This is a genomic window from Peteryoungia rhizophila (assembly GCF_004912145.1).
GTDB classification, from domain to species: Bacteria; Pseudomonadota; Alphaproteobacteria; order Rhizobiales; family Rhizobiaceae; genus Allorhizobium; species Allorhizobium rhizophilum.
The window spans coordinates 518290-544033 of sequence record NZ_STGT01000004.1 but is presented as its reverse complement, the minus strand read 5'-3'; the positions used below and the strand labels follow the sequence as shown (position 1 = coordinate 544033).

Below are 25744 nucleotides of genomic sequence, written 5' to 3'. Positions count from 1 at the left end.
TTCCTGTTTGCTCGCGACGACAGCATGGCATTGCAGGCGCTACGGTTCAAACGCCAAGTCGTCGATCCATATGAAGAATTGTTGCTGACCTCTATCCGCCCCGCACTAGCAGATTTGTCACTTGGCAAACCCGGCGGAAAAAGTGCCAATTGTGATCGTGCGCGCCCCGGTTGAGGTTGGCCCGGTGTCAGTTAATGCCGACTGCCGGGACCTTCGCTCGCCAGACGCAATTTCGAGAATGAAAGGCGGTCCATGGGAAAATCAAAGTCCTCTCGGATTTCGCGCGGTGTCGACGACCGAAGGCGTGCCGAAATCCTCGTGCTGGCGCCGAACGATGCGGTGATAAGCGAGATTATAGATGCTCTCAACGTCGAGCATGCCACAAGGACCGTCATTGATATTACCGCCTTGCGCTCGGCGCTGGCGGTGCGCGGCGCCGATCTCCTCATTCTCGATCACACCGCCCTCATCGAGGAGGACATGGCCCATGTGTGCCGCAGCATTCGCCTCACCAGTTCGGTCGCCATCATCATTCTGGTCGCCGCCGATGATTCCGACTACCGGATCCAGATGCTCGAAGCAGGAGCCGACGAGTGTTTCGTAAGGTCGCTTGGCACGCGCGAGATCAAGGCGCGCGTGACAGGCCTGTTAAGACGCGCCGCCTTTGGAGCAGGCGTGCTCTCAATGGGCCGTGTCCTGCGATTTGCGGGCTGGTCGATTGACCCTCACCTGCGCCTGCTCATGGATCCAGACGGTCGCAATATCGACCTGACGGCTGCGGAATTCGATCTTCTTTGGGCTTTTTGTCGCAACAGCGGCAAGACACTGTCGAGACAAACACTGCTGACCTTCACCCGCGTGGGTGCCGCACGCCCAGTGGACCGCAGTATCGACGTCCATATCAATCGACTTCGACGCAAGATCGAGCATGATCCCCATCGCCCGATATTCTTAAGGACGGTCCGGCTGGGTGGATATGTCTTCACACCACGGGTCGAGGCAGATCTCTTGCCTGACCGCCAAAGCGGTCGCAGCCCATGATCGCAGGTTTGGGCCTAGCGCTGTCGGCCCAGCCCGGGGGCAATGCTCCCCCAGCTGAAGCGGCAATTGTGGCCAATGTTAAATTTTATGTCTTTTATCTCGAAAAGTTGCACCGGCTCTCGTACTGGTTATAACTTCAATTCATAATAATTGCGTGTGTCACTATTATGTGCCGGTCGAATTTTTCGCCGGAAAATACCAATCCAATTCAAATCGGTCCGCATTGCGTCGGTCGTCTCTAGTGGCGGCCGGCATCCGGCTATCATTGCAAAAGAGGATCCCTGCCATGAGGAAGAAGCATCCGTTTGATCCCCTGATCGAGGCCATCATCACCGCGCGCAGTCCCGATGCGCTCGGCGAGGCTCTTGAGAGTTTCAGCCAGAGCCATGGCTTTGCCCATTTTGCCTATCTGCGTCTGGATGGCAGTCAGTGGAGGGCGGTTTCGAACTATCCTTCCGATTGGCTTGACCGCTATTATTCGCAGAACTTCAGCCAGATCGATCCCATCGTCCGCGCCGTCAAGCGAGGTGCACATCCCTTCTGCTGGTCGCTTTATGATTCCGTACTCAATCGTGAGCGGCCAGAGGTGATCGCATTTCGCGACGAGGCAATTGCCCATGGCATCGTTGCGGGTCTGTCGATCCCGATCCGTGTCGGTTTCAGTCATCAGGCGGTCCTGACCTTCGCCTCCTCCGATACCGCATGCCTAAAAGACGCGGTCACGATGGATATCATCGAGGCGGCCGCCGCCGCCGCCATGCTGCATTTCGCCTTCGCCATGCGCAGGAACCGCTGGTCTCGTGCGTCCGCGGGCAATCTGAACACTTTTGAGGCGACATGCCTGCGTTGGGTCGCAGAAGGCAAGACGCTGCAGGATGTGGCGGACCTCCTCGAGGAAAAATATTCGAAGGTTCGCGTGTCGGTTGACAGGGCGAAAGGCAAGCTCGAGGCGGTGACGCTGCAGCAGGCAACTGCAGTCGCCACACGTCTGATGCTGATTTGAGCCAGTGCGCCAAGGCCAGCTCAGCTTGCCGCTTCGCTCAACCTCGATCTGACGAGATGCTCAGCCAAACACGAGATCCTGATCGACCAGAATGTTGAAACGGTAACCGGGCCGGATCGACAGCGTCGGCTGGACATCGAGGTTCTTCGAGATGGTCCTTTCGGCCAGTCGCCCGAAGGTTTCGCTGAAACTGCGCCGTGCCGCATCGGATGCGTCACTCTCACCAAGGCTTGAATTGTCGGGAAGTGCCAGATCCATTCCTGTTCCGATCAGTGCGACAAGCGCGGCTGACCCGAAGGTGCGCAGCAGATGCCGATCGATCTTGTCCCTGAAGCCCGCCTGCCCTTCCTGATCGATACCGGCCATGGAGCCGATATCGAGGCTTTGTCCATTCGCAAGCACGATATCGGTCCAGACGACCAGGATGCGCGACTGGCCGTGGGACACTTTCGAATCGTAGCGGCCGACAAGCCGCGATCCCTGCGGTATGAGCAGGTGCCGGCCGGTCGCACTGTCATAGACGTTCTGGCTCACCTGCGCGAGTATGCGCCCTGGAAGGTCGGCATTGATGCCAGTAATCAGCATGGCCGGGATGACAGAGCCCCGGCTGAGCGTGAGGCGCGAGGCCTGCTTCGTCATGCCAGTGTCCGCGGCCCATCGGCTTTTGCCCGCATCGAGGAAGGCTTGCTTCTGCCCCTGTCCATTCGGATCACTGATACCCGAACCTTGTGCCCCCATTGCCTCGGCTGCCGCCATGAGGCGCGCGCCCAAGGCGTCGCCGGCAGAAGCGCTGCTGCGTCCATCCGCACCATTTCTGAAAGCCGGATCGGGGGAAAGGGCGGCCACATTCCCGGTATCGATACGCAGGGGCGAGGCGCGCGCTCCGTCTGCCCTTTGTAGCCGCGCCATCGCCTGGCGGTGACGCTCATTCAGCATCTGCTCTTCATGTTCGCGTTTCAGTCTTTCCCGCCACAGATCCTCGTCTTGCTCAAGGCGTCGCGGCGAATTGCCGGCCGGCTGGCTGACGGGTCGAGGAACTGCTGCTGGATCAGGCCTGGGTGCCGCGATCACCTGAGGTGCTTCCACAAGTGGCGGGCGGACATCGACCGGCGGGTTTTCCCCGATGATCCCGTCGCTGACACCGCGTTTCAGGTTGTCGGCAAAGCTCGATGCCGGTCCTCTGTCGTCAATTGCTTCACCTGGCGATCCATTGCGCCAGAGGCCGCGGGCCGAGAGACCGAAAATCACGGTCGCAATGACCAGGAGGATGACGCCGATGGCCAGAAAGACGGGCAGACGGTTCAATCGCCTGATCTCAGTATGTTTGTCCGCTCCCGGCTTGCCCCTCATGATATGGGGGGCTCCCAGAAGTTGATGGCCCTCGCTCATGATGAGGCTCCCCCGGTCATTGTCTCCACGAGAAGCGGACCCGCTGGAAAGACGCTGCCCGATTGAACGGGATCGGGGTTTCCACCGTGATTGGTGCCGCCTTGCCTGTAGACCTTGGAGAGGCGATGCGACGGCGTCGATAGACGCACCAGAAGATCGCCCTCGACTTCGGCGCTCCATATCCGGAGCTGGATCGCCTCCTGTGCCCGATCGTCGTCGCCGCCTGAGCGATAGCCCTGGCGGATCAGTGCCTCACTGAGGGCGTAGGACAGGGGCTGTGTCTCATCCGCCCCGAAGGCGACCGCCGATCCTTGGGGGATGAAGGGGGCAAGATCGCCTGACAGATCAGACGCGATGGATGCCGCAATGGCCGGGTTGCGAAGCGCACCTTCCTCGCGGTTTTCACGGACCTCTCCGCCACTTGTTGTCTGGCAGCCGCAAAGGACCAGGGCCACGAACAGAAATCCCGCTGACTGGTTCATTTCATCCGCCCCTTTTGATGGTGATCTTTTTCTGCCGCCAGCCAACGCCGGAGACGAGGACGGCGCGCTCGACATGATGGTCGATGATCATCATGTCCTTGTTGACCCGGTAATTGACGAGCTGTCTCTGTCCCTCGGAGAGGAGAAAGAGAACCGGCATTTCCTGGCCCGAGACTGCAGACGGAAACTGGATGTAGGTTTTCTGGCCGTCGGAATAGACCCGTTTGGGACGCCATCTCGCATGTCCGGTGACCCGGTAGGCGAAATCGAGACGGGAGGCAGAGGGCCGGGCGCCGCTGTCGTGGAGTCTGGCATTGACCGTTGCCAGATCGGCGGATAGCGGATTGGGATAGGAAAAGCCGACACGTGCCATGTAACGGCTTTCATGCGATCGAAGCCGGATATGGTATGTCCGTTTCGATGTGGTGACGATCATCGAGGTGTGGAGCCCAGGCTCTGTCGGCCGGACGATCAGATGGATTGTCTCACCCCTCCCCTCCCCCGAGCTTGCAGCCTCAACGCTCCAGCGGACGCTGTCGCCGAGAAGGACATCCTTGATGCTTTCCTGGGCCTCCAGTTCGATGTCGCAGACCTGCAAGGGAGCACAGATGATCGAGGGTTGCCCCTGACCGTAGAGAAAGACAACCTTGCCCTCTGGCCCGCGGGTGACGATCCCGCTTCCCTTCTGCCACTCGCCCGACTGATGCGTCGCCTTCAGTTCCTCGGGCGTCATCTGCTGGCCATGCCCGTCTCTCGAACCGCCCATCGCCAGGATGAGCATGGCAAGGAAAAGGCCGGTCGTGTCCTGTCTGATCCCGTAGTTCATAGGTCCTCTCCGTCTGCTGTTGGGGTCACCTGGTTCAAAGCTGCGCCGTCCAGTCGAAGTCACGCACATAAAGGCCGATCGGGTTCAGCCTGATCACCGCTTCGTCCTGCGGTTCCGTCAGGGTCACCGTCGCAATGCCGCGAAATCTGCGGCTCGCAGTCTCCCGGCCCCGGCGATCCCTCTCGAATTCGGTCCAGTCGATCTGCCAGGTGCGCTCAGAGAGCGAAACGATGTTGGAAACCTCGACAGCGACCGTCAGCCGCTTGGCGGCCTCGAAGGGCGAATTGGCGCGAAACCATCCATTGATCTTCTCGGTCGATGGATCCGAGGCTCTCAAAAGCGCGTAGGTGCGGTCGATGTATCTTTTCTGCACGACCGCATCGGGCGTGACGGAACGAAAGCTCGCCACGAAATTGGCAAGGGTCGCACGGACCACACGCTGGTCGGCATATTCGATCTGTTCGGGCACGCCGACCGCAACCGGGCTGCCCAGCCGGTCGACCTCGACGATATAGGGAATGATGCGGCTCTGCTGGCTGAGGAAGAGCGCGTAGCCAAAGCCGATCGTCGCAAGAGCAAGGCTCAAGACCGCGACCATGCGCCAGGCCCTGGCTTCGCGCACGAAGCCGCCATAGCGTTCGTTCCACTCCATCCGACCGGCAAGATAGGGATTGTCCGAATGGCGTTTCCGATCCGTCATGGTGATGTCTCCTTGCCTCTTTTCTGCGAGGGACCCGAGCGAAGCTTCTCATTGGCAAGACCGAGCAAAGAGGCATGGCTGGCGCCTGGTGCTGCGATCAGCTTGTCGCGGGCAGCCGAACCCAGCGCACGGGCCGTCTGGCCGGCTCCTGCAGACAGCCCCGTCATGGCCGCACGAACAAGCGAGGCGCCGCCGGCCCTGGCCGAGCTTGCAGCGCTGGTCGCCTGTTGTGCGCCTGTCGCCACCACAAAGGCACCGCCTGCTGCCATGGTGGTTGCCTGCATGCCATGCCGGATCGCTTCGCCGCCCTGGGTGACCGAGACGCCCTGAACGACCCCTTGAACAATGCTCGGCACGTAGAGGGAGACAATGAAGACGACCACCGAGATGCCGGCAATTGAGAGGGTGGATACGAGCGGGTCGCTTTCACTGACGGGGGCAGATGCCAGGCCAAGCAGGACCTCCGACCCGATCCTGGCAATCATCACCAGCGCCATCAGCTTCATGCCGACGGAAAAGGAATAGATCAGATAGCGGACCGAAAAATCCTTGGTGAAGGAGGAGCCACCCAGCCCGAGCATGATCATGCCGGCGAGAAGTCCGACATACATTTCCACCATGACCGCTACGAAGATTGCAGCAACCAGCGAAAAGCAGATGACGACGACGCCCATCGCGATGACCGAGGCAATCGCCAGCGCATTGTCTTCGAAAACTCCGAAGCTTGCATGTTCGGACAAGGCCGAAGCGACCCTGATGCCGGCATCGAAAACCTCGGCCGGAGATGCCGATCCCTGACCTGCTCCGATCGCAAACAGGCTGTCGACGACAGCCTGTGCAAAGGCTGGACCCCGGTCGAGAACAAAGGCAAAGAAGCCGATGAAGAGGATGCGACGGACAAGTTCGGCAAACCAGCTGTCCAGCGATGCCGCAGCCAATGCGAGCCCTATGGCGGCAAGCCCGATCTCGATCGAGGCAAGGATCCAGAAAAGCGAGCGGGCCGCTTCCATAACCGTATCCTGCCAGTCGCGCGTGGCGCCCATCACCTGGTTCTCCAACTCGGTCAGGACCTCGCCCTGCTGTGCCCATGCAGCATCGCCGCAGCTCGTGACGATCAACGCTGCGATGCAGGCAAGGACAAGCCGGTAACCGTTGGTCTGGGGGGCTTCCACGTCTGTTTTCGATCCGCGGCTCACCAGCGTGGCTCCATCTTCTGACCGGGCGGGATCTCGCGGACCGTTGCCCCGAAAAACTTCTCCCGGCGGGCCTGAGCCAGATCGCGAAGGCTTTGTTCCGACTGCAGCCAGGTCGCCGACATCGTCATTTGCTGGGAGAAAAGCGCGCGCAGTTTCTGCAATTGGGCCACCTGTTCGACGGCAATGTCATGCCCGACCTGAAGCGCCTTCATCTGCCCGTCGGCCGTTTCAGAAAGACGCTTCAGCGACCTGGTCGTTGCCTCCTCGCTGTCGAACTGTTCAGCCGTCAGGCCGGCGACCCTGAGGGAAGCCCCGATCGTCTCGCGATTGGTCCTCGACCAAGTCTCGTAGGTTTCCGCAAATCGGGCGCCGCCCGGAAGGTCCTCTCGGAGCTTCGCATAGTCTGGAAATCGTTGCGCCAGAAGCGCGTCGGTATTGCCCATGGTAAACGCGATGCCCTCCCCTTGCGTCGTGATCTCCCTCAGTCGCTCAAGTTCCGCCTCGACTTCGCCCCAGACATGAGCCGGCAATGCGGCCATGTTCTGCAGCATGGTGCGATACATCTCCAGCTGGTTCTGGATCTGCTGCGTGAGCTGGCCGATCTGGGTCAGCTGATTGTCGACCTGAATCCCGGAGCTTTCGAGGATGGCGACAAGTTCGGCATTGTTGGCAAGCTGCGTCCATTCAGTCGCAGCGCCCGTAACCGACCCGCCAAAGGCTGGATGGACAATTGATGCGACAAGGCCCCAGCAGACGAAGACCAGCGGGTAGCGTGTGCGGGCAAGCTCAGGCGTCGAAAAATGATAGCGCATCGTCCTGTCCTTTCAGCATCAGCCAGTGGCGCGGCCAATCAGCGCCAAAGGCCTCGTAGAGTTCCTGGATTTTTGCGATCTGCTTGCGGTCCGAGACACCGGAAAAGGCGAGTGTGAGGGGGCCGAGCGACATCTCGAAAAGACGGCGTCCCTGCGGGGACACACAGTAATAGTCGCGCTTGGGTCGGGCATGGGCGACGATCTCGATCTGTCGCTCGTTGAAGCCGAGCCGCTCATAGAAGGCGCGCATTCCCGGTGTCTGGGCTGCCGGATTGGCGAGGCAGATCTTTGTCGGGCAGCTTTCGAAAAGCACGTCGATGATCCCGGATCGCTCGGCGTCAGAAATCGACTGGGTTGCCAGCACCACTGCGCAGTTGGCTTTTCTTAAGACCTTCAGCCATTCGCGGATCTTTTCGCGAAAGACCGGATGCGCAAGCATCAACCAGGCCTCGTCGAGAATGATGAGGCTCGGCGCACCAGTGAGGCGCTTTTCGATGCGGCGGAAGAGATAACTGAGAACCGGGACGAGGTTGCGCTCACCCATGTTCATCAGTTCCTCGACTTCGACGCATTGGAAGGGCTGCAGGTCGAGGGTGTCGGATTCCGCATCCATTAGATGCCCCATGGGCCCCTCGATGGTGTAGTGCTTCAGACCATCCTTGATGTCGCGCAGCTGCACCCCGCTCACGAAGTCTGAAAGCGAGCGACCGGCGGACGAGGCCATGAGTGCGATCTGGCGGGCGATCGCATTGCGGTGTTCGGGTCCCACCTCCACGCCTTGCAGCGCAATCAGCATTTCGACGAATTCTGAAGCCCATGCACGGTCGGCATCGGTCCTCAAGTCGGCAAGCGGGCAGAAGGCAAGCTTCCCTTCCCCCTCCCCTGTCTCTTCTCCATGGCCACCGATCCTGTAATGCACGCCGCCGACCGCAAGTGTCAGCGGCAGAAGCGACATCCCCTTGTCGAAGGCAAAGACCTGGGCGTCGCGGTAGCGCCTGAACTGTGCGGCAATGAGCGCAAGCAGCGTTGATTTGCCCGACCCCGTTGGGCCGAAGATCAGGGTGTGGCCGACATCGTCGACATGGAGGTTGAAGTTAAACGGTGTCGAGCCCGAGGCCACCTGCATCAGGGAAGGCGCATCTGGCGGATAAAAAGGGCACGGTGCCGTGCTATCGCCCGACCAGACCGAGTTCAACGGCACGAGGTCGGAAAGGCTCAGCGTGTTGATCAGGGGATCGCGGACATTGCAGTACCAGTTGCCCGGAAGACTGCCGAGATAGGCGTCTGTGGCATTGAGTGTCTCGATCCGGGCACCGAAGCCTTCCGCCTGGATGACACGCCGGACATATTCGGCGTTCTCGACCAGGTGTGTCTGATCTTCGTCGAAGAGCACGATGACGGGTGTGTAATAGCCGAAGGCAACCAGTCCGGAATTGGCCTCGGCGATCGCGCTCTCCGCCTCGAGCACCATGGAGGCGGCATCCTGGTCTATCGATCGGCCTTTCGTCTGGAAAAGCTGGTCCAAAAAGGGCCTTACCTTCTGCTGCCATCGTCGCCGCGTTTTCTCCAGCCTCGCCCTTGCATCCGGCGCATCGAGAAAGATGAAACGGGAAGACCAGCGATAGGAAAGCGGCATCTGGTCGAGCGCATTTAGGATTCCCGGCCAGCTTTGCGCCGGAAATCCGTCGATGGCGACGACCGCGACATGACGGTCATCGATCCTGGGGGTGAGCCCGTGCTCCATCTGGGCCGTGACAAGGCAGTCGAGATACATGCCGACATCCGGCAGTCTGACCGGCAGGTTTTGTCCGCTGATGCAGAAACGGATGAATTGCAGCAGGCTGTCGAAACGTGCAGGGCGCAGGCTTGAGGCATCGTCGACGGTCCGCGCTCCCATTCTCTCGATCGAGATCGTTCCGGCGAGATATTGTTCGATTTCTCGTATGGCATCCGAAAAGCCTCGCAAGGCCTTGTCGGCTGCTGTCTGCTCGCGGCCCCCCTCACCCGAATAAAGGTAGGCTGAAAGCCCTTCATTCATGAGGGTCGAAGGCCTATAGGTGAGGATCAGCGCATGCTTCGTGATGAAATGGCTGCGCTGTCGCTCGAAATGATCCCGCCGTTCCCGGTCGATTGCCAGCGACACGGGATCCGGGAAATGCGAGCGCTCAGGCTCCGGATAAGAGGCACTTGCAAGCCTCAGGCTTTCCACCTGAAGCATCCAGCCCGATCCCAGTCTCGATATTATCCCATTGATTTCATGTGATATTCTATTCCGCTCAAGATTGGTCGAGCTTTCGGTATCGGGGCCTGCAAAATACCAGGCGGCCAGAAGGCTGCCGTCTTTCAAGAGCAGCGTTCCATCATCGACCATGGCAGCATAGGGCGTAAGGTCTGCAAAGGACGGACCGGTATGGCGAAAGGCAGACAGGGCAACCATGCGAGGCCTCCTTTAGCTTCGGGCAAAGGGTGTTGATGTTGCCCGATAGACGGGCCGGTAGCGGATGTGGCGCAGATAGACCCGGCGCATCATCGGATCCGATTTCGCCATTCGGCGAAGGGCAGCCACGATTACGGTCCAGGCCATGATGCCGAGCACGGCTGCATATGGCGTGATCACCACGAAGATCAGAATGGCGCAGATCAGTCCTGTCACCAGAACGAGCTCCCGGTCTGCACCGAAGATCAGATTGGGCCGTGACAGGGCCCGGTGGATCGGATGAAGCTCAAGCGCGTTGTCGGCTTCGGTCATCAGCGCATCCTCCCATCAGCAGATGCGGCGATCGAATTGGCGTGAGCAGTGCCGGTCCATTCGGTACCGTTGTCATGGGGCCGGTCTTTGTCCGCTTCCTCTGGCTTTGGTGCACCAGCCGAGATCGTTGCCCCTGTTGCTCCAAAGAGCGAAACGATCTGGCTGGCGCCGAGCAGAATGCCGGCAACCAGCACGACATACATGAGCCGGCGGGCAAAATCGTTCAGCTCTCCGCCGAAGATCAGCATGCCACCCGCAACGGCGACGGCGGCCAGTGCAATGAAACCGGCAACCGGTCCGGTAATGGATTGCTGGATCTGCTCGAGTGGAGCTTCCCAAGGCAATCCGCCGCCAGAACTTGCGACGGCAGGGCTTGCAGTCGCCGTGATCAGGAGGATGGCGAATGTTCGGGAGGTTCTGGCAGGCATTTTCATGATCTGTCCCTTTCTTTTCAGGTGAGCTGATATTGGCCCTGGTCGAAGCCTTCGACGCAAAGCACCTCTTCGACCCGGCGCCCGCCATCGGTGCGCCTGATCGACACGACAAGATCGACCGCATCGGCGATCACACGGCTCATGGACGTCTGGCTGACCTCGGACACCAGCTGTTCAAGCCGGGTGAGTGCTGCACGCGCATCATTGGCATGGAGCGTGGTGAAGCCCCCTGGATGGCCGGTATTCCAGGCTTTCAGGAGGGTGAGTGCAGCGCCGTCCCTCACCTCGCCGACCATGATCCGGTCGGGGCGCAGTCTGAGCGTGCTTTTCAAAAGCCGGTCGATCGGGACGTCGTCGCTGCTTCTGAGCATGACGGCATTTTCAGCGGCAACCTCGATCTCGACCGTGTCTTCGATGAGAAGGATGCGATCGCGTGGAAACAGGCGGTGGATTTCCAGCATGAGCGCATTGGCAAGCGTCGTCTTGCCCGAACCCGTGCCACCGCAGACAAGGATATTACGCCGCTCCTTGATTGCATCATGGATGTGCTGGTACTGGAGCGATGTCATGACACCTGTCGTGACATAGTCATGAAGCGCGATGCGGCTTGTTGCACGCCGTCTGATCGAGAATGCGGGCGCCTTGACGGCCGGCGGCAACAGCCCCTCGAAACGGTGGCCGCCAAGCGGGATTTCCCCCGATATGATCGGCTTGCTTGCGTTGATCTCCTGTCCGAGCGCATGGGCAACCACTCCGATCAGCACTTCCGCCCGTCCTGGGTCGAGGGTGCCGGCCGGCTCCATGCCCATGCCCAGTTTCTCTATGTAAAGCCGTCCATCCGGGTTCAACATGATTTCGGTGACGTCCGCATCGCCGAGTGCATGGCACAACGATGCGCCAAACGCGTCCTTAAGCTTGCGGATGAGCCGGTCTCGGGTGCCAGTCGCCGCCATCATCGCCTCACCCTGCCCTCGCCGTCTGATCGAATAGCGAGCGATAGCCCTCGGGCTTCAAAGACTGGAAAACGTCCGCCGAGATCTCCAGCGAACCCGCAACGCTGTGCGTCTCGTTGATCATGCGGGGCGAGCCGAGACGTCGGAGCGGCCAGCCCACCATCTTCAGCAGACGTTCGAACCTGAGGTCCGTTGCCGTGACCAGTTCGTCATAACCACAAGCGAGGCTCCATTCTACGATGCCCGCAAGCAGTACGCGCGTTCTCGACTGAATGATGGAGGTGTCTTCCCGCCCCTCTCTCCTGCCGGCTCCAGCTGCATTCGCCGTTTGCCCTCCGGTGGGGTCCGTCTGGTTCGGGGGATCCCTATCGATACAGAACCGTGAGCTTTCAATCATGCGCTCATGCATTTGGAGTGAGTGACCGTCGAGAAGGCCAGGAAAGACTTCGGTCAGCATGCTGGAGCGCATCGGTGGCGACAGCCTGACGCAGCCGACAACGCCAAAGTTGTCCTCGACACCAACGATATAGGTGGGTCCCTGATCGTCGAAGCGATCCCGTTCCAGGCCGCCATGGCTGTCGACCTGCCAGTTCAAGCGACCGGCAAAGACACGGGCTCTCAGGCGCAGCATAGACTCCATAAGCTGGCGGTGTTGTGTGCCTTCCGTTTCATTCACGACAATCAGCTGCATAGGATTTCCCTCGGTTGAGGGTCTAAGCAGAGATGAGTGTCGGGCCTCGGTCTAGTTGCAAATCTGTTAAGCGGTGGATGATCACGCGGTGGCGGGTGAGTCGGGCTTGTGCAGCGCCAAGAATCGGTTTTGCTCGGCTTTGACGGGTGAAACACGGGGCCGACGGCGCCTCGAATGCCCCGTTCCGGTTGCAGATCTGTCATCGGCCTTTTGAGTCAAGCTTCGCACAAGGTATTGGAATCGCTCGCGTATTTGCAGAATTCCGGGCCTGAAGCACACGGACATCCGTCGGACTTGGCCTTGGGGGTCGGGGCTTATTGCTTGCCAAGACTCGGGAATCGGATAACAGTCACGATAATTTCCGTGTTTTCGCGAAAATATCGTGACAAAGGGCTTCCGGGCAAATGAATGTGAAACGAGCGATGCTGGATACGGTGCCGAGTTTTGCCGATATCATCCTCGAACAGGGCGGCGAGATCTCCTCGAAGCTCGACATGCTGCGCATGGAGAAATTTCCTCCAAATGCGCAAAAGACGCTACGCCTGTTTCCCTTGGCCGAAGTGGCGCAGTTTGTCGGTGTGTCGCCCAGTTATCTGAAGAAGCTCCACCTTCAGGGCAAGGGTGGCGAACCTTATACCACGTCCACGGGTCGTCGGTACTACACGGCAGCGCAGATCGACGAACTGCGCGCCCTTCTTGACCGCGTACCGCATCGGCGCCCGGGTGAAAAACTCCAGGTACTCGCAGTCGTCAACTTCAAGGGTGGTTCCGGCAAGACAACGACCTCGGCACATCTCGCCCAATACTTGGCCTTGAGCGGGTACCGGGTCCTTGCGATCGATCTCGACCCGCAGGCTTCACTGACAGCGCTTTACGGGATCCAGCCGGAACTCGATGAGAAGCCGTCCTTCTACGAGTCCATTCGTTATGACGACAGCCGCCGCTCGATCACGGAGATCATCCAGCCGACGAACTTACCAAACCTGCATGTCGTTCCGGCCAATCTAGAGCTGCAGGAATATGAATACGAGACTCCGCTCGCCATGCAGCGGAAGGACAGTATGGAGGGCAAGCTCTTCTATACCCGCATCGGCAACGCTCTAGCCGAGGTGGAAGACCAATATGATGTCGTCGTCATCGATTGCCCTCCCCAACTCGGTTATCTGACGCTGACGGCTCTGACAGCCGCCACTTCCGTTCTAATCACGGTTCACCCGCAGATGCTTGACATCATGTCGATGTCCCAGTTCCTTCTGATGCTGGGTGACATCCTGAAAAGCGTCGAAAGCGCCGGCGTGAATGTGAGCCTGGACTGGTTCCGCTACCTGATCACGCGTTTCGAACCCATGGATATTCCACAGCAGCAGATGGTGGGCTTCATGCAGTCGATGTTTGCCCAGCAGATGATGAAGAACCACATGGTCAAGACAACAGCGGTGTCAGATGCGGGTTTGACCAAGCAGACACTTTACGAGGTTGAGCGCTCGCAGTTCACATCTTCGACGTATGACCGAGCAAGAGAGGCAATGGACCTCGTCAACGCTGAGGTCGTCGATCTGCTTGAACGGGCTTGGGGGCGTCGCCGTGCATAGTCCGTTGTCAGCCGTACAGAATGAGGTTTTATCCAGGCTTTTTATCGCCCTGGACATGGTGAAGGACAGGGTTCATGGCGCGTAAGGACATCTTTGCCAATATCACGGCCGCTGACGGTCCTCGCCCCGAGCGCAAGGCCACGCCTGGCTATGCCAACAGGGGGGCATCAAGATCGATGATCAGTTCGCTCAGCGAACTGGCGGAGAAAGCCGCGATCGCCGATCAGGCATTGGTTGGAGAGGCGGTGATCGAGCTTGATCCATCGCTCGTCGACAAATCCTTTGTTTCTGACCGCATGGGCGAAGATGAAGAGGCGTTCAACGAACTGGTGGAAGCCATCCGTGAGCGCGGACAGGACACACCCGTACTGGTGCGGCCCAATCCCGCCGACAAGGGGCGATATCAGATCGTCTTTGGACACCGGCGTGTGCGCGCTGCACGTCTGCTCGGGCGTCCTGTCAAGGCAGTGGTCAAGCATGTTTCGGATGTCGACCACGTCATCGCCCAGGGGCAGGAAAATTCTGCCCGCGAGAACCTGTCCTTCATCGAGCGTGCAGCCTTTGCCCATCATCTTCAGGCCATGGGCCATGACCGCAGGACGATTCAGCTCGCTCTGTCTATCGATGGAGCACTGTTGACGCGCATGTCGTCGGTCACCGCACGCGTGCCGGAGACGATCATTCAGGCGATTGGCGCGGCGAAAGGCATTGGTCGCGACCGTTGGCTTGATCTGGCCGGCGCTGTCGAACACCCAGACGCGCTTGTTCAAGCCGAGACTGCCATCAATAGCGAAGGCTTTTCGGGCCTGTCGTCCGAGGAGCGCTTCGAGCGCCTGATGGCGACTGTTCGCAATGCAGCCAAGCCCCGCCGTCCCATGCGCCCGTCAGGCAGCTGGCAGTCGGATGATGCTGCGGTGACGGCCGAGTTCAAGGGAACGGGCAAGACGTATTCGATTTCCCTGAAATCCAAGGAAGCCGCGAGTTTCGGACGTTACATCGCCGAGAATCTCGAGCGGCTTCATGCCGAGTTCCGGAAACAGTCCAAGTCTTAAAGGAGACGAAACGCAAAAGAAAAAGGCCCCCCAAGCGTCGCCGCCCTGGAAGCCTTCCTCATATCCTAGCAGATTGAGAATCGCATCTCCGGGAATTCTAGTCAAGAGTCTTTGGCACCGTTTTTGGTGAGCAGTTTTCTGTTGCCTTCAAGAAGGTGAAGAAAAATGCAGAGGAATTCCATATCCACGCCCTTTGGGCGGGGAGCGATAAAGCTCGCCCAGGTGAGCCGTCAGATCGAAACTGCAAAGGCCAGGCAGGGAAGAACCGCCGACAAGTGGAAGCTGTTTCGCGATGTGTGCGAAGCACGGCTTCTCATCGGGATTCCCGATCGTGCGCTGACAGTTCTCGATGCCTTGCTGAGCTTCTATCCTCAGACCGAATTGTCAGAGGAGGCCGGGCTGATCGTGTTTCCTTCCAATGCACAATTGAGCCTTCGGGCACATGGCATGGCCGACGCAACGCTGAGACGCCATATCGGGCTCCTGATCGAGGTGGGCTTGATTGCCCGCAAAGACAGCCCCAATGGCAAGCGATATGCCCATAAGGCGCGTGATGGAAGCGTCGAAGACGCATTCGGCTTCAGTCTCGAGCCGCTTCTGGCACGCAGGGAAGAACTCGCACTGCTGGCACAAAAGGTCGTCGCTGATCGCCGGCGTTTTCAGTTGGCAAAGGAGGCGCTGACGATCTGCAGGCGAGACATTCGCAAGCTGATCTCCGCAGCGCTCGAAGAGGGCGTAGATGGCGACTGGCAGGCATTGGAGGATCGCTATCTGACGATCGTCGCACACCTTCCACGCACCCTTACAATCCAGATCGCCGAAGCGTGCTTGGCAGAACTGAACCTGTTGCGCTCGGATGTGTCCAACCTGCTGGAAAATGTGCTTAATTCTGAGAATATGAGCGGCAATGCCGCTGATAATGAGCGTCATATACAGAATTCAAATACCGAATCTATCCATGAACTTGAACCTAGCTCTGGAAAAGAGCAGGGGGAAAGCCCGAGGATTGAGCCGAAAGCTCAGAGGGAGCCGATGAAGGCGTTTCCCTTGGCTCTGGTGCTGAAAGCCTGCCCGCAGATTGTCGATTACGGTCCGGGCGGCGCGATTACCCAATGGCGGGATCTGATGCAGGCCGCCGTCGTCGTGCGGTCGATGATGGGCATTAGTCCCTCGGCCTATCAGGATGCCTGTGAGGCGATGGGGCCCGAAAACGCGGCGGTTGCGGTGGCCGCGATCCTGGAAAGGGCAGGACATATCAACTCGGCGGGTGGTTATCTGCGTGATCTCACAAGACGGGCGACACGTGGCGAGTTTTCCCTCGGCCCGATGATCATGGCCCTGATGCGGGCGAACGGGGAAGAAAGGCTGGCAGCGGGATGAGGTTTCGACGAAGGCAGGGCGACAGAAGTCGGGTAGTCAAGGCAAAATCTCCGCCATATGGAGGTCTGCCGGACCGAAGGGGTGCTGACCGGCGGTCGCAAGGATGAATTCAGCATCGCTCGGGTTCATCCATCCATTGTCAGCCGTACAGATTGATTTTTTCTATATGAAAAGCAGATACGTACGGGTGATGGCAAACGGTGGAAGAAGGCCTGGAGGAAAAGGCAGGTGGGCGGGGTGCTTCGGGAACGCTACTACCCGACGATACGCCGCCGTCCGGGCAAATATCTAAGGCAAGGTCCGGGCTTCCGCAATCAGAGCATAGGAAGCTGGCCATCAATGCCGATAAGGTAATGGACGCGAAAACGCTGCAGTATGCACGAAGCTGCGTTATCTCGCTCGGCCGGCACGGCGCACGACTTGCGAGCATTGTTTCAGATGATTTAGAGCGGATAGCTTGCTTGCATATGCGCGGCCATTCTTTGAACATCCACGGATCTGGAGTTTTCTTCATCAGGAGCGATGCCCTACCGGGCCGACCCCCGGGATTGCGGCCAGGCGCTTGCTGCATTCATCAGCGCGATGCAACTTCATCAGCCATTCATCGACTTGTTCAATTTTTCGAATTAATTCGCGATGCTCCTCTCCATGCAGGGCGAATAGTTCGCGCCCCGATCCCGGCAAGGATTCATCTGCTGCGAGGCGCTCCAACAAAGGTTCTATTCGGCGCATACCTTTCGCCGCGACGCCCCCGAACTCCATAGGAAAACCAGGAATGGCATTGGCGAGTTGGGTGCGATTGTCCAGTAGTCTCTGCCTGACCCCGACCAGCAAAAAAGCTGCCTGCTGATCGGTCGTCTTCGCGGTGACGAACCGCATCGTCGGCGGGCTCATCGCCTGACTCAAAGCTTCGGCATCTGCACCGTCGTTCTTCCCACGCTTGACAAAAAGTTTGGCGAGCTGCGGGACAATAAGCTTCACATCGTGACTAAACGAACCCAGCCATCGGCTGGTGAGAACCACCGTATGCTTCCACCGCAACGGTGGTTGGTAGTGTATTTTTGAAGCATTTCAGCATCTTCTTAGACGAGAGCCTTCTGCGCAAGATGGGCTGCTCCATCAAGTTCACCGCATGCAGTTGAAAACCGCATTTTGACGTGGCCATGCCAGTTCGAATAGACTCTTCAACGGACGTCCTCCTTCGATTGAGATTTCGACGTACTCATTCTGGCACATTCCATGCCGCCGGGAGCCGTCCACTTCAACATGTTCATGTCTAATGCGAGCGAACTTGGAGACCGCGTATGGGATGGTCTCGGAGGTCACTTGAGCGAACTTCGGTGATGAAGGTAGAAGCTCGTTTACACCGAAGCTCCCGGCGGTTGAACGTGGCGCCGAGCGGCGGTGGAAAGATGCGTATGAGATCGCCCGCGTTTTTGCATCCGTTGTCAGTCGTACTTCTGCCTGGCAAAGTCAGGCTCCAAGGCAGATCTGCTTTCTGATCGTCGCCCGACCTGTTAGCCCATGTCTCCCCGCTCTGATGGGGCACATCAGCTCACCGGCAAATTTGGGAGGCGCAAGTTTTGGCGTAGAATTTCGCCCCTCCCACAAACGACATCTCGTTGCGCTCGCTGCAACGCACTCAATTCGACCGCATCTCATTCTATGAACCAGGCGCGTCGATGGCCATTACACCCTGAAAGCAATTTTCATACCAAACTGTTTGCGGGTTTCTGTGTTTTCTGAATAAATCAGAAAAATGAGTGGGGTATTTTATGTGCGTACCGTTACGACAGTCGAAATCATGCGGCACTTCGGCCGGTACCCCGACGAGGCCAAGGAGAGCCCGATCACGTCGACCAAGCATGGCCGGCCATCAGTCGTTGTCCTGCCTGTCGAGCTCTTCGAAAAACTAAAGGCCGTGCGGATCCTCGCCGCGTGTTCAAGACGGGAGAAATGTCTGAAGAGCTGGCAGCGATGCTCCTGAAGCAGTTGGAGAAGGACTTCGCGGAAATTCAGGCTTCCAGTGATAAGTGAGATGTTTCGTCGGGGGGCTGACCAAATGCCGTGGACTTGATAGCTTATCCAGCTCCCCTACCCTGCGATCGGCCATCCGGCTGGCTGTCCGCGCAACGCCGCGAACAAGTAAGCGGAAAAGCGCCAAGGCCGTCACCGTGCATATTCTGTCCAAGCTCATCGCGACCTGCATAACGGGCGACCTGCGTGATGTCAGAGACCGTGCAATCCTGATGGTTGTCTTTACCTCGGGCGGCCGGCCGCAGCGAAACCGCGGCCCTCAGGATCGACTAGCTGCAGTCTGAAGAGCCGATCCAGATCGACGATGCCCCTCCCCTTACGTCTCGTTCGCTTCATCTGGGTCGTAGGAAAACCAGCGGCGCTGAGAGCGATTGAAGTGACCTATCTTGCTGGACGTCCCGTTGACGCACTGAACGCCTGGCTTGATGCTGCGAAGATCGACAAGCGCAGTGTCTTCCGGGCTATCGATCGCTGGGGGAATATTTCGCGCCGGGTCGAACTTGCCGGGTTCGGTCTCGCGGAGTTTTCAGCGCATGGCTTGCGGTCCGGATACTTGACGAAGGCGGCAAATCGCGGCGTTCCGCTATCCGAAGCCATGGAGCAGTCACGGCATCGATCCGTTCAGCAGGCATCAGAGTACGACAGCAACGCCCAGCGTCGCAGCGGCCGCGCTGCCCGGTTGATGGACCAGCTGCATCGTTAGACGGAGCATGAGACGAGTGAATGACAAACCGTACCCAAGATGCGGTTCACAGCGCTAGCTGTTGCGCACCTCAAACAACTCACGAAAAGGTCCAGTTTTGATGACGATCCCATTTTCCTACGCATCGGCTCAGGCGACTGCACGGAAGAACTCAAGGCAATCACGCCGGTGGCCGCGAGTCCGAGTTGCCCTTGCATCCCCCTCGTCTAAGACGTGGGCGGCGCGTCGCTACCCGTTTCCCTGATCTAGGGGAAGGCTGCGCTGAACCATTGCCTTGAGTTCCTCCTCGCTGCGAAAGCCCGATTTGAAGAGCGCAACAAGCTCCTTCGCCAAGTCCAGCTTAGCATCTGCGTCCAGATTGTCTGTCTGGTCCCGAAAAAGGTCCGCCAGCACTTTGCGCAACAGCGTCAAAGCCTGTGGGCCAATTTCCTGCTCATCATCGAAATAATGGCCACTGATCAATCGTTCTTCCCCAAGCCTGCTTCGGCAATTTCTACCAGACATCACTCTTGTCAGCAGCGCAACACGGTTGCGAACGGCGGGCGCAAATTGCAAATGATGTGTACCGTTACGTCGTTGGTATCTCGGCATCAAGAGCAGGTTCCAGTGCCATATTAAAGTGTAAGGGCACCACGAAACTGTTGGCCTCAGCTTGCAATTCTAGCCCTTCCCCACGAGATCAGGACCTTCCCGACCGGACGACCGCCGTTGAAATGTGGTCGTGTGCGGCGCTCACCTAGGGAACCTGAGCCCGGGCTGCGCGTTTTCACGGTGGAAGGTTTGTCCGTGTCAACCGGACATGATGATATGGAAAACACGAGGATTTTTCCGGTTTCTCTTCGTGGCCAACGAATGGGCAGGCGAGTTCCTACGTCATCCGGCTTCACCTTCTATTAACGTCTCCGGGGACCAGATGACCATTCCAGTCAAATATCGCTCGCAATCGTCGAATTCCTACACACTCGACCAGTTCAGGGACGCCTACCAGCTGAGCGAGTCCGAAGCGGAAAGGCTTTTTTCCAAATACGGGCCATCGGCACCCGAACTTGACGCATTGATGATGGCAAAACGGCTACACGGCAAGCTGGACTTGCATACTGATCCCGTGACGGGCTGACGCCTTGCTTCGATTTCGGGGATTTTTTTGTACGCGGCTTCATCCTCTGGACGGAACCAGATTACCGTTCTGCGGCGGCGCCGGTGGGTTGAAGCGTAAAACATTCTTCCCACATCTGTTCCTTGCATGGTCTAACACCATGATATTGCTACATAAAACGTCAATCTGTACGGGTGACAACGGACGGCCGAACGTGCGCGATCGCATACTCATCTTTCCTCTGCCGCGCAGCCCATCCTTCAGTCGCCGCGTACTTCGGCGTGAACAGTGACACTCGCCTCGCCGGGTTCGCTGATGTAAATGACGCAGATTGCCGCAAAACGCAGCGCTCTCGGGTCGCATTGCTCATAGGCATCCCGCTGATGGGCATAACCCCATGCCGAGATCACGACTTTTATTTTTGCCGGGCTGCGTCGGGTGATCGAGCGCGCGCGATCCGTTGCACCTCGCCTCGAGCCTTTCCCTCCATGCCCCGTTCCGCCGTTCGACAGGGGCCCTAAGGCCCTGATCCACATACAGAAAACATCAATCTGTACGGCTGACAACGGATCGCTGAAGCCTAGTGATGCTGATCGACATTCTCTCCCCGCATCTCAGCATCTCTTTGAGGCCTGAAGACTTCCCTGTTAAAAGCGATTTTGCTTTAATGACCCAATTCCCGCCGACTTCTGTCCGTGAAAAACTCATCTCGCTGCCAGGCTTGCCCCCCGTCCGCGGGCACAGAGCCATGATCATCGGGCTCGAATGGGCATCTCGCCACGTGTCGCCCGTCTTGTGAGATCACGCAGATAACTACCCCCGAATTGATGTGCCCTGCCCTTTCCGGGATCGCGGCCACCGCGACCGCCGCGTTTGCGGGTCCCATGGCCTCAAAGGTATCCTGACAGCCCGTCGGACCGATGCTCATCGTTGACCGCACGACGACGGCAACCTGCATCAGATCGTGCGATTGGGTTATCACCCTGCCCGGACCATAATCGACAATCTACGGGCAGGCTTTCAGCCCCAACCCCAAGGGAACGCCTTCATCAGCCATCTCCCAGCTTTCGGCTCAACCCTCGGCAGCGCAAAGGCTCTTTTCCAAATACGGCCCATCGACACCCGAATTCGAGCCTTGTTGAGGGCAATGCGGCTACACAGCGAACTGGACCCGCATACTGATGCCCCAACGCTAAAGCCATGCTCTGATTGAGCAGCAATCAGGTCCCCTCCCCTGCCACCGGATGGAGCCAGCGTAACGAGCACCGGCTACTCCGTGCCTTCGCCGCTCCAAACTTTTATTGCCAGTTCGATTTGGCTACACGGCATGGCATCTAATGGCATACGCCTGCGAGCATGACCGGCAAATCCCGCGTGACGGCCTTCGAAAACCGCTCAGAATATCGAGTGGAGTTTCTGACGTCCTGCCGGGCGAGCGACGATCTCACAGGGCGTCCGTCATCCATGGCTGCGCTCGGCGGTGTCGGTGCGGAACCCCTCCGCTACCTCGATTTCCCTATTCGAGATCCTATGCGGACTGTGATGCTTCACAGAGGCGGAATATCGGCCGCGGTTTCAACAACTGAGCGCTATACGGCGCACAGTGGATCATCGCCACAAAGCGCAGAGAAGGGCAGGGAGGAGCTTTGAAGCGTGACAAGGATCTTCGACAGGCCGGAAGCTTGCGCGAAGCCCTTACGCTCAAGCGGCGGCGAGTGGAGCTATCCGACGGATGGCCGGAGGCATGGGAGCGGGGCATGACGGTGGGTGCTGACAGCTGGCAGGGCGATGCTGAGCCAAGCGACAAACGCCGCATTAACCTCAGCGCTGGGGCATAGGGAAATACCAGCGGCGCGTTGCCCTTTATAGGATGCGAAACTGCCCACAGTGATATTGGCCCCTTCTGTGTCTAGGAAACTCGGGGCTATTCAGCCCGAACTGAGTTCGGGTTGCGAAGTTACCCAATCAATCAAGCATACGCGATGCTCTTCCACTCCGTCGCTGTGCGTGATTGTAGTACTCTGATGCCTGCTGAACGGATCGATGCCTCGACTGCTCCATGGCCTCAGGGAGGGGAATTCCGCGATTGGCAGCTTCGGTCAGATAGCCCGAGCGTAGGCCGTGGGCGGAAAACTCCGCAGGATCCAGCCCTGCCAATCCAGCTCGATGCTTCACGATGTCAGTGATGGCCTTCGGGTCCAACGGCCGACGTGAAACATTCCCCCACCGATCGATGGCTCGAAAGACACTGCCCTTGTCGATCTTTGCAACATTAAGCCAGGCATTCAGGCTCTCGACCGGGCGGCCGGTGAGATAAACCACTTCGTCGTTTTCCGCGCCACTGGTCTTAGTGCGACCGAGATGAATGGAAAGAGAGGGCAGGGAAGGGCCGCCATCCACCACGATAGGCTCCTCCGGCTGTAACTGTTCTTTTCTGAGGCCCGCGATCTCGCTGCGGCGCCGACCTCCAGACGCGAACGCCACCATCAGAATGGCCCGATCTCTCACGTCTCGCAAACTGTCGGTCGTACAAGTCGCTAGGAGCTTTGCGAGTACGTCTCCGGTGACCGCTTTCGCGCTCTTTCTCTTTCTCGGTCGCGGCGTTGCTCGGATAGAAAGTCTGATGGCGGATCGGAGGGCAGGTGAGCTGAAGAAACCTTGAAACCCGCGCCATTTCGTCAGCGTCGACCAAGTGGCGAGCCGCCGGCGCACGGTATCGGGCGCATGCGGGCCGGGGGCTCGGAGTAATCCTTGAACGCGAAGCTTTTGCTCGACGGGAGCCGGCATGCCATGCTCCGGATCCGTCAAACGCCTTTCCGGGTCCCAAAGATGATGCGCGATGAACTTCAAAAGGAGGGCCTCAGGCGCAGGCCAGGGAAGCGATCGGCCGGTTGCCGCAAGCGACCAGGCCTGCAGGTAGGCCAGATCGGAGGCGAGTGCTCGCAGCGTGTTGGCGCCCATCCCTTCGTTGACGAGATGACGGAGTGTCTCGACATCCTGATCGGTCAGAAGCTCGGCCAGCTCGTCCCGTCGCTCCATGGGCAGAACCGCCGCAATGGTGTCGAGTTGGTCGAGGCGGAGATTGATGTGGTTGTTGCTTGCAGTGATCATGCGGTCGAAGAAGGGGGATGAAGTTTCAGGTCCGTCTGGCTGAAGCCCCGACCCTTGAAGAGTAGAGGTGCCTTGGCGACGGCGGATACTGCGTACGAAAAACAATCGCCCATATTCAAGCTTGCCGGATGATGCCCTTTACCAAACTGCGCGAACGCCTTTTCCGCTGCGAAATGGTGACGCTCCCCGAAAGCAATCGCGGTCGCATTGGGCAATTCGGCAAGTCGTTTGACGAAGTCGCGGACATTCGAAAACTTCCGGCCTGCAACCACCATTCGCGCATCAACGAGGGCCGGCCAGCCGACGCGAATTTCTTCGCGAGACACGAGCGAGTGGAAGAGGCTTGCCTGCGGTTCGTTGAGCGAAGTCGCAACGATAACCGAGTTATCGATGACAATCATATTGGCAGACCGTTTTCGTCGTAGAAGTCGTCATGGTTAGAAGTGGTGCCTGCAGGTATGGTGCGTCGACCCTCGGCCATGAGCTGCCACAAAGCATCGGCCGGCGTATGAGCTGACTTCTCGCGCAATTCCTGTTCGTAGCGTTCAAGCGCAAGTTCAACGAGCCGGTTTATCGGCTGGCCGGTGCGCCGAGAAAGCGCATACGCCAGAGCGCGGGCCTTGCTGCTGCGGATGGAAAGCTGCGGTTCGGTCATGGTGTCTTTCGCTGTTTTGACAGTATGAACTAGAGAGTTATCCCCTTGGTGGCAAAGATTCCGGAAAACGCTTATTCTCCAGAGCTCAAGGAGTTATCTCCCGATCTGCGCGGCTTTAGGAGACAAGCATTCGACAGGGAGGTCATGCAATCAGGATGTCTATCTCGCCAGAAGCCAGTGTAACACGGTGACCGTCCGCAGCGACTAAGCAGTTCATTATCCTGTGTCCGTCATCGAGGTCCGTGCGTCCAGCTGTGAGCTTCGCCGTGATTTGCCATGACTTTAAGCGTTGAGAGCCGTTAAATCAATCACTTCCGATAAGGGTTACTTATCGGGGGTCAGGGATCCCAGCCTCATTTGTGCGAGGTACAGAACCGTATTGCCGCTATAGCTTTCGCTTAAGGAATCATTTACCATAATTTCAATGTCTTACGATCTTACAAAATTGCCCATCCAGAGCCTGCTGCGGCCGATCTCCGAGGCAGCGGTTGCGCTCACCCGTCTCGACGAGCGCATTGCCCGTTCTCCTGTTGGTGGGGGCTTTCTAGAGCGCTCGCATTTCCTCGATGCGCATGCCTCGCTGTGGGTCGACGGTGAACTTGTCCATTTGGAGGACCTCGTCCTGCATGACGCACTCCGCGACATCCGCGCGCCCACCCACGAACTCACCATTGCCCGCGACATCCTGAAAACCCGACGCCGCATCGCCGCCCATCCCCCCGCCTGGGCGCTTTCTGCTCAAGGTATCGCCTCCCTCCGAGGGCAGACGTGGTCTGCAGCATCATCGGGTGGAGACGGAGAGGGCGTGCCAGATGGGAGTGGTGAGGTGAGCGACGCTCCGGTTGGGGTGGGGGAGGCGGAGGATCCCGACATTGATGGCCTGGGTAATGCGCTTGCCGCGATTGATGCAGTGCTTGCGCGCTCCGAGGCCGCGATCGAGGATGCGAAGAAGCCGGGCCGGGTAAAGAACGCTCAGGAGAAGGATCCCTTCGTCTACGATCTCGACTGGGATGAGGACGAGCGGCTTGAGGAGTGGCAGGCCGTGCTGGCTCGTGCCCAGGATCTGCCGCCGGTCCTGCTGGCCATTGTGGCGCTGGATGCCTGGAACGAGATCGCCGTCCTACAGCATGCGCCCTGGCTCGGTCGGCTGCTGGCCGCCTCGGTCCTGCGCCCGGGCGGCGTTACCACCGGCGGACATCTCGCGGCGATCAATCTGGGGCTCAAGGCCATTGCTGTCGATCGGCGCCGGCATCGTGATCGCGACACGCGGTTACTGGCAATAACCAAGGCGCTGATCATTACCGCCGAGACGGGGCTGAAGGAGCATGACCGGTTGGTGCTGGCGCGGCAGATGATGATGCGCAAGCTTGAGGGACGGCGAACGTCGTCCAGGCTGCCGGAGCTTGTTGAGCTTGTCATGGCGCGGCCGCTGATCTCCGCCGGCATGGTGGCAAAGACGCTCGAGGTCACGCCTCAAGGAGCGAGGCGCATCGTGCAGGAGCTTGGTCTTCGCGAGATGACGGGCAGGGGGAGGTTCCGGGCCTGGGGAATAGTCTAGTGCATCTGCACTTAGGGCCAGAGCAATGCGTAGCCCTCGGTTGCGTGATATCGATATCTTTACGCCCGTGGTTTGTATTGGCTCGCGAAACGCGTCTAACGTAAGCGGTGTTTTCCTTGCACATTGACCAGGCTTGATTCGGCTTACCGAAAAATTCCGCTACAACACTGACGGCAAGAATGCGCCTTCAATTCGGACCGTCGTCATGGCTTTCGATTTTGCAAAGAGCTGCCATTCGCCTCGTGTCATTTGTTCAATGACGGAGGTTTTTCGTGCGCTGATCT

Annotated in this window: 25 protein-coding genes and 3 pseudogenes; 11 read left to right on the top strand and 17 right to left on the bottom strand. The window is 58.7% G+C overall.

All coding sequences use genetic code 11. The features are described 5' to 3' along the window. Positions 1-252: 252 nt before the first annotated feature. Both E9677_RS18695 and E9677_RS18690 read left to right on the top strand, forming a co-directional pair. A complete protein-coding gene (locus tag E9677_RS18695) occupies positions 253-1041 on the top strand; it encodes a response regulator transcription factor (protein ID WP_136559534.1) in 789 nt (262 codons plus the stop codon). A 286-nt stretch (positions 1042-1327) separates the two neighbouring features. After that, positions 1328-2044 carry an autoinducer binding domain-containing protein gene (locus tag E9677_RS18690; protein WP_136559533.1) on the top strand — a complete coding sequence of 239 codons (717 nt, stop codon included), beginning with the start codon at positions 1328-1330 and terminating at the stop codon, positions 2042-2044. A gap of 60 nt (positions 2045-2104) precedes the next feature. On the opposite strand, the gene trbI is transcribed toward E9677_RS18690, so the two are convergent. The 11 genes from trbI to E9677_RS18635 form a co-directional block, all read right to left on the bottom strand. Then, positions 2105-3433, bottom strand: coding sequence for an IncP-type conjugal transfer protein TrbI (gene trbI, locus E9677_RS18685; protein ID WP_136559532.1), 1329 nt, complete (start codon positions 3431-3433; stop codon positions 2105-2107). After that, on the bottom strand, positions 3430-3915 hold the full coding sequence (locus E9677_RS18680; RefSeq protein ID WP_136559531.1) for a hypothetical protein: 486 nt from the start codon (positions 3913-3915) through the stop codon (positions 3430-3432). Before E9677_RS18680 ends, trbI begins: the two co-directional genes overlap by 4 nt. A gap of 1 nt (position 3916) precedes the next feature. Further along, positions 3917-4741: a P-type conjugative transfer protein TrbG gene (gene trbG, locus E9677_RS18675; protein WP_408014746.1), complete on the bottom strand. Its 825-nt coding sequence runs from the start codon at positions 4739-4741 to the stop codon at positions 3917-3919. A gap of 34 nt (positions 4742-4775) precedes the next feature. Then, on the bottom strand, positions 4776-5441 hold the full coding sequence (trbF, locus tag E9677_RS18670; RefSeq protein ID WP_136559530.1) for a conjugal transfer protein TrbF: 666 nt from the start codon (positions 5439-5441) through the stop codon (positions 4776-4778). After that, positions 5438-6568, bottom strand: a complete 1131-nt coding sequence (gene trbL, locus E9677_RS18665; protein ID WP_136559645.1) for a P-type conjugative transfer protein TrbL — start codon at positions 6566-6568, stop codon at positions 5438-5440. The genes trbF and trbL overlap by 4 nt, the downstream gene beginning before the upstream one ends. A 65-nt stretch (positions 6569-6633) precedes the next feature. After that, positions 6634-7449 carry a P-type conjugative transfer protein TrbJ gene (gene trbJ / locus E9677_RS18660; RefSeq protein ID WP_136559529.1) on the bottom strand — a complete coding sequence of 272 codons (816 nt, stop codon included), beginning with the start codon at positions 7447-7449 and terminating at the stop codon, positions 6634-6636. After that, positions 7424-9886: a conjugal transfer protein TrbE gene (locus E9677_RS18655; RefSeq protein WP_136559528.1), complete on the bottom strand. Its 2463-nt coding sequence runs from the start codon at positions 9884-9886 to the stop codon at positions 7424-7426. The genes trbJ and E9677_RS18655 overlap by 26 nt, the downstream gene beginning before the upstream one ends. A gap of 12 nt (positions 9887-9898) precedes the next feature. Beyond that, complete coding sequence (locus tag E9677_RS18650) at positions 9899-10198, bottom strand: conjugal transfer protein TrbD (RefSeq protein WP_136559527.1); 300 nt, start codon at positions 10196-10198, stop codon at positions 9899-9901. Next, positions 10198-10626, bottom strand: coding sequence for a TrbC/VirB2 family protein (locus E9677_RS18645; protein WP_136559644.1), 429 nt, complete (start codon positions 10624-10626; stop codon positions 10198-10200). Before E9677_RS18645 ends, E9677_RS18650 begins: the two co-directional genes overlap by 1 nt. Positions 10627-10649: 23 nt before the next feature. Continuing rightward, entirely contained in the window at positions 10650-11585 is a 936-nt protein-coding gene (gene trbB / locus E9677_RS18640; RefSeq protein WP_136559643.1) for a P-type conjugative transfer ATPase TrbB, read from the bottom strand. A 7-nt stretch (positions 11586-11592) separates the two neighbouring features. Next, a complete protein-coding gene (locus E9677_RS18635) occupies positions 11593-12276 on the bottom strand; it encodes an acyl-homoserine-lactone synthase (RefSeq protein ID WP_136559526.1) in 684 nt (227 codons plus the stop codon). A 404-nt stretch (positions 12277-12680) separates the two neighbouring features. Here E9677_RS18635 and repA point away from each other — a divergent pair, with 404 nt between their 5' ends. From repA to repC, 3 genes are all read left to right on the top strand, one after another. Further along, on the top strand, positions 12681-13868 hold the full coding sequence (gene repA, locus E9677_RS18630) for a plasmid partitioning protein RepA (RefSeq protein WP_136559525.1): 1188 nt from the start codon (positions 12681-12683) through the stop codon (positions 13866-13868). Positions 13869-13942: 74 nt separating this feature from the next. Continuing rightward, positions 13943-14920, top strand: coding sequence for a plasmid partitioning protein RepB (gene repB, locus E9677_RS18625; RefSeq protein WP_136559524.1), 978 nt, complete (start codon positions 13943-13945; stop codon positions 14918-14920). A gap of 165 nt (positions 14921-15085) precedes the next feature. After that, entirely contained in the window at positions 15086-16300 is a 1215-nt protein-coding gene (gene repC / locus E9677_RS18620; RefSeq protein WP_136559523.1) for a plasmid replication protein RepC, read from the top strand. A 481-nt stretch (positions 16301-16781) separates the two neighbouring features. Here repC and E9677_RS18615 read toward each other — a convergent pair. Beyond that, positions 16782-17465, bottom strand: a pseudogene (locus tag E9677_RS18615) (IS110 family transposase); the annotation flags it as partial. Between the two features lie 594 nt (positions 17466-18059). On the opposite strand from E9677_RS18615, the gene E9677_RS18610 reads away from it, so the two are divergent. Together E9677_RS18610 and E9677_RS18605 are read left to right on the top strand one after the other, a co-directional pair. Continuing rightward, on the top strand, positions 18060-18287 hold the full coding sequence (locus E9677_RS18610; protein WP_328591178.1) for a type II toxin-antitoxin system Phd/YefM family antitoxin: 228 nt from the start codon (positions 18060-18062) through the stop codon (positions 18285-18287). Positions 18288-18354: 67 nt separating this feature from the next. Continuing rightward, positions 18355-19040: pseudogene (locus E9677_RS18605) on the top strand (tyrosine-type recombinase/integrase); the annotation flags it as partial. Between the two features lie 228 nt (positions 19041-19268). On the opposite strand, the gene E9677_RS18600 reads toward E9677_RS18605, so the two are convergent. Continuing rightward, entirely contained in the window at positions 19269-19631 is a 363-nt protein-coding gene (locus E9677_RS18600; protein ID WP_136559521.1) for a hypothetical protein, read from the bottom strand. A 322-nt stretch (positions 19632-19953) separates the two neighbouring features. On the opposite strand from E9677_RS18600, the gene E9677_RS18595 reads away from it, so the two are divergent. Continuing rightward, positions 19954-20157, top strand: a complete 204-nt coding sequence (locus E9677_RS18595; protein ID WP_136559520.1) for a hypothetical protein — start codon at positions 19954-19956, stop codon at positions 20155-20157. 565 nt (positions 20158-20722) lie between these two features. After that, positions 20723-20935, top strand: a complete 213-nt coding sequence (locus E9677_RS25280; RefSeq protein ID WP_168801235.1) for a hypothetical protein — start codon at positions 20723-20725, stop codon at positions 20933-20935. A gap of 81 nt (positions 20936-21016) precedes the next feature. Here the strand turns inward: E9677_RS25280 and E9677_RS25645 are convergent. After that, positions 21017-21094, bottom strand: a pseudogene (locus E9677_RS25645) (hypothetical protein); the annotation flags it as partial. A gap of 398 nt (positions 21095-21492) precedes the next feature. Between E9677_RS25645 and E9677_RS25935 the strand changes: the two are divergent. After that, positions 21493-21786: a GSU2403 family nucleotidyltransferase fold protein gene (locus E9677_RS25935; RefSeq protein ID WP_136559519.1), complete on the top strand. Its 294-nt coding sequence runs from the start codon at positions 21493-21495 to the stop codon at positions 21784-21786. 315 nt (positions 21787-22101) lie between these two features. Here the strand turns inward: E9677_RS25935 and E9677_RS18575 are convergent, their stop codons facing one another. From E9677_RS18575 to E9677_RS18565, 3 genes are read right to left on the bottom strand one after another with little or no spacing between them, the layout of a single operon-like run. Next, positions 22102-23247 (bottom strand): site-specific integrase, encoded by a 1146-nt coding sequence (locus E9677_RS18575; RefSeq protein WP_136559518.1) that lies wholly within the window; start codon positions 23245-23247, stop codon positions 22102-22104. Beyond that, positions 23244-23648 carry a type II toxin-antitoxin system VapC family toxin gene (locus tag E9677_RS18570; protein WP_136559517.1) on the bottom strand — a complete coding sequence of 135 codons (405 nt, stop codon included), beginning with the start codon at positions 23646-23648 and terminating at the stop codon, positions 23244-23246. Before E9677_RS18570 ends, E9677_RS18575 begins: the two co-directional genes overlap by 4 nt. Then, on the bottom strand, positions 23645-23902 hold the full coding sequence (locus tag E9677_RS18565) for a type II toxin-antitoxin system VapB family antitoxin (RefSeq protein ID WP_136559516.1): 258 nt from the start codon (positions 23900-23902) through the stop codon (positions 23645-23647). Before E9677_RS18565 ends, E9677_RS18570 begins: the two co-directional genes overlap by 4 nt. Before the next feature lie 424 nt (positions 23903-24326). Here E9677_RS18565 and E9677_RS18560 point away from each other — a divergent pair, with 424 nt between their 5' ends. Beyond that, positions 24327-25460, top strand: coding sequence for an RHE_PE00001 family protein (locus E9677_RS18560; protein WP_136559515.1), 1134 nt, complete (start codon positions 24327-24329; stop codon positions 25458-25460). The last annotated feature ends 284 nt before the right edge of the window (positions 25461-25744 follow it).

Bases quoted from the DNA above. Each gene is read 5' to 3' on its own strand.
- E9677_RS18695 (WP_136559534.1), top strand. From the start codon at position 253: ATGGGAAAATCAAAGTCCTCTCGGATTTCGCGCGGTGTCGACGACCGA.
- E9677_RS18690 (WP_136559533.1), top strand. From the start codon at position 1,328: ATGAGGAAGAAGCATCCGTTTGATCCCCTGATCGAGGCCATCATCACC.
- trbI (WP_136559532.1), bottom strand. From the start codon at position 3,433: ATGAGCGAGGGCCATCAACTTCTGGGAGCCCCCCATATCATGAGGGGC.
- E9677_RS18680 (WP_136559531.1), bottom strand. From the start codon at position 3,915: ATGAACCAGTCAGCGGGATTTCTGTTCGTGGCCCTGGTCCTTTGCGGC.
- trbG (WP_408014746.1), bottom strand. From the start codon at position 4,741: ATGAACTACGGGATCAGACAGGACACGACCGGCCTTTTCCTTGCCATG.
- trbF (WP_136559530.1), bottom strand. From the start codon at position 5,441: ATGACGGATCGGAAACGCCATTCGGACAATCCCTATCTTGCCGGTCGG.
- trbJ (WP_136559529.1), bottom strand. From the start codon at position 7,449: ATGCGCTATCATTTTTCGACGCCTGAGCTTGCCCGCACACGCTACCCG.
- E9677_RS18655 (WP_136559528.1), bottom strand. From the start codon at position 9,886: ATGGTTGCCCTGTCTGCCTTTCGCCATACCGGTCCGTCCTTTGCAGAC.
- E9677_RS18650 (WP_136559527.1), bottom strand. From the start codon at position 10,198: ATGACCGAAGCCGACAACGCGCTTGAGCTTCATCCGATCCACCGGGCC.
- E9677_RS18645 (WP_136559644.1), bottom strand. From the start codon at position 10,626: ATGCCTGCCAGAACCTCCCGAACATTCGCCATCCTCCTGATCACGGCG.
- trbB (WP_136559643.1), bottom strand. From the start codon at position 11,585: ATGGCGGCGACTGGCACCCGAGACCGGCTCATCCGCAAGCTTAAGGAC.
- E9677_RS18635 (WP_136559526.1), bottom strand. From the start codon at position 12,276: ATGCAGCTGATTGTCGTGAATGAAACGGAAGGCACACAACACCGCCAG.
- repA (WP_136559525.1), top strand. From the start codon at position 12,681: ATGAATGTGAAACGAGCGATGCTGGATACGGTGCCGAGTTTTGCCGAT.
- repB (WP_136559524.1), top strand. From the start codon at position 13,943: ATGGCGCGTAAGGACATCTTTGCCAATATCACGGCCGCTGACGGTCCT.
- repC (WP_136559523.1), top strand. From the start codon at position 15,086: ATGCAGAGGAATTCCATATCCACGCCCTTTGGGCGGGGAGCGATAAAG.
- E9677_RS18610 (WP_328591178.1), top strand. From the start codon at position 18,060: ATGAGTGGGGTATTTTATGTGCGTACCGTTACGACAGTCGAAATCATG.
- E9677_RS18600 (WP_136559521.1), bottom strand. From the start codon at position 19,631: ATGCCGAGATACCAACGACGTAACGGTACACATCATTTGCAATTTGCG.
- E9677_RS18595 (WP_136559520.1), top strand. From the start codon at position 19,954: ATGACCATTCCAGTCAAATATCGCTCGCAATCGTCGAATTCCTACACA.
- E9677_RS25280 (WP_168801235.1), top strand. From the start codon at position 20,723: ATGCTGATCGACATTCTCTCCCCGCATCTCAGCATCTCTTTGAGGCCT.
- E9677_RS25935 (WP_136559519.1), top strand. From the start codon at position 21,493: ATGACCGGCAAATCCCGCGTGACGGCCTTCGAAAACCGCTCAGAATAT.
- E9677_RS18575 (WP_136559518.1), bottom strand. From the start codon at position 23,247: ATGATCACTGCAAGCAACAACCACATCAATCTCCGCCTCGACCAACTC.
- E9677_RS18570 (WP_136559517.1), bottom strand. From the start codon at position 23,648: ATGATTGTCATCGATAACTCGGTTATCGTTGCGACTTCGCTCAACGAA.
- E9677_RS18565 (WP_136559516.1), bottom strand. From the start codon at position 23,902: ATGACCGAACCGCAGCTTTCCATCCGCAGCAGCAAGGCCCGCGCTCTG.
- E9677_RS18560 (WP_136559515.1), top strand. From the start codon at position 24,327: ATGTCTTACGATCTTACAAAATTGCCCATCCAGAGCCTGCTGCGGCCG.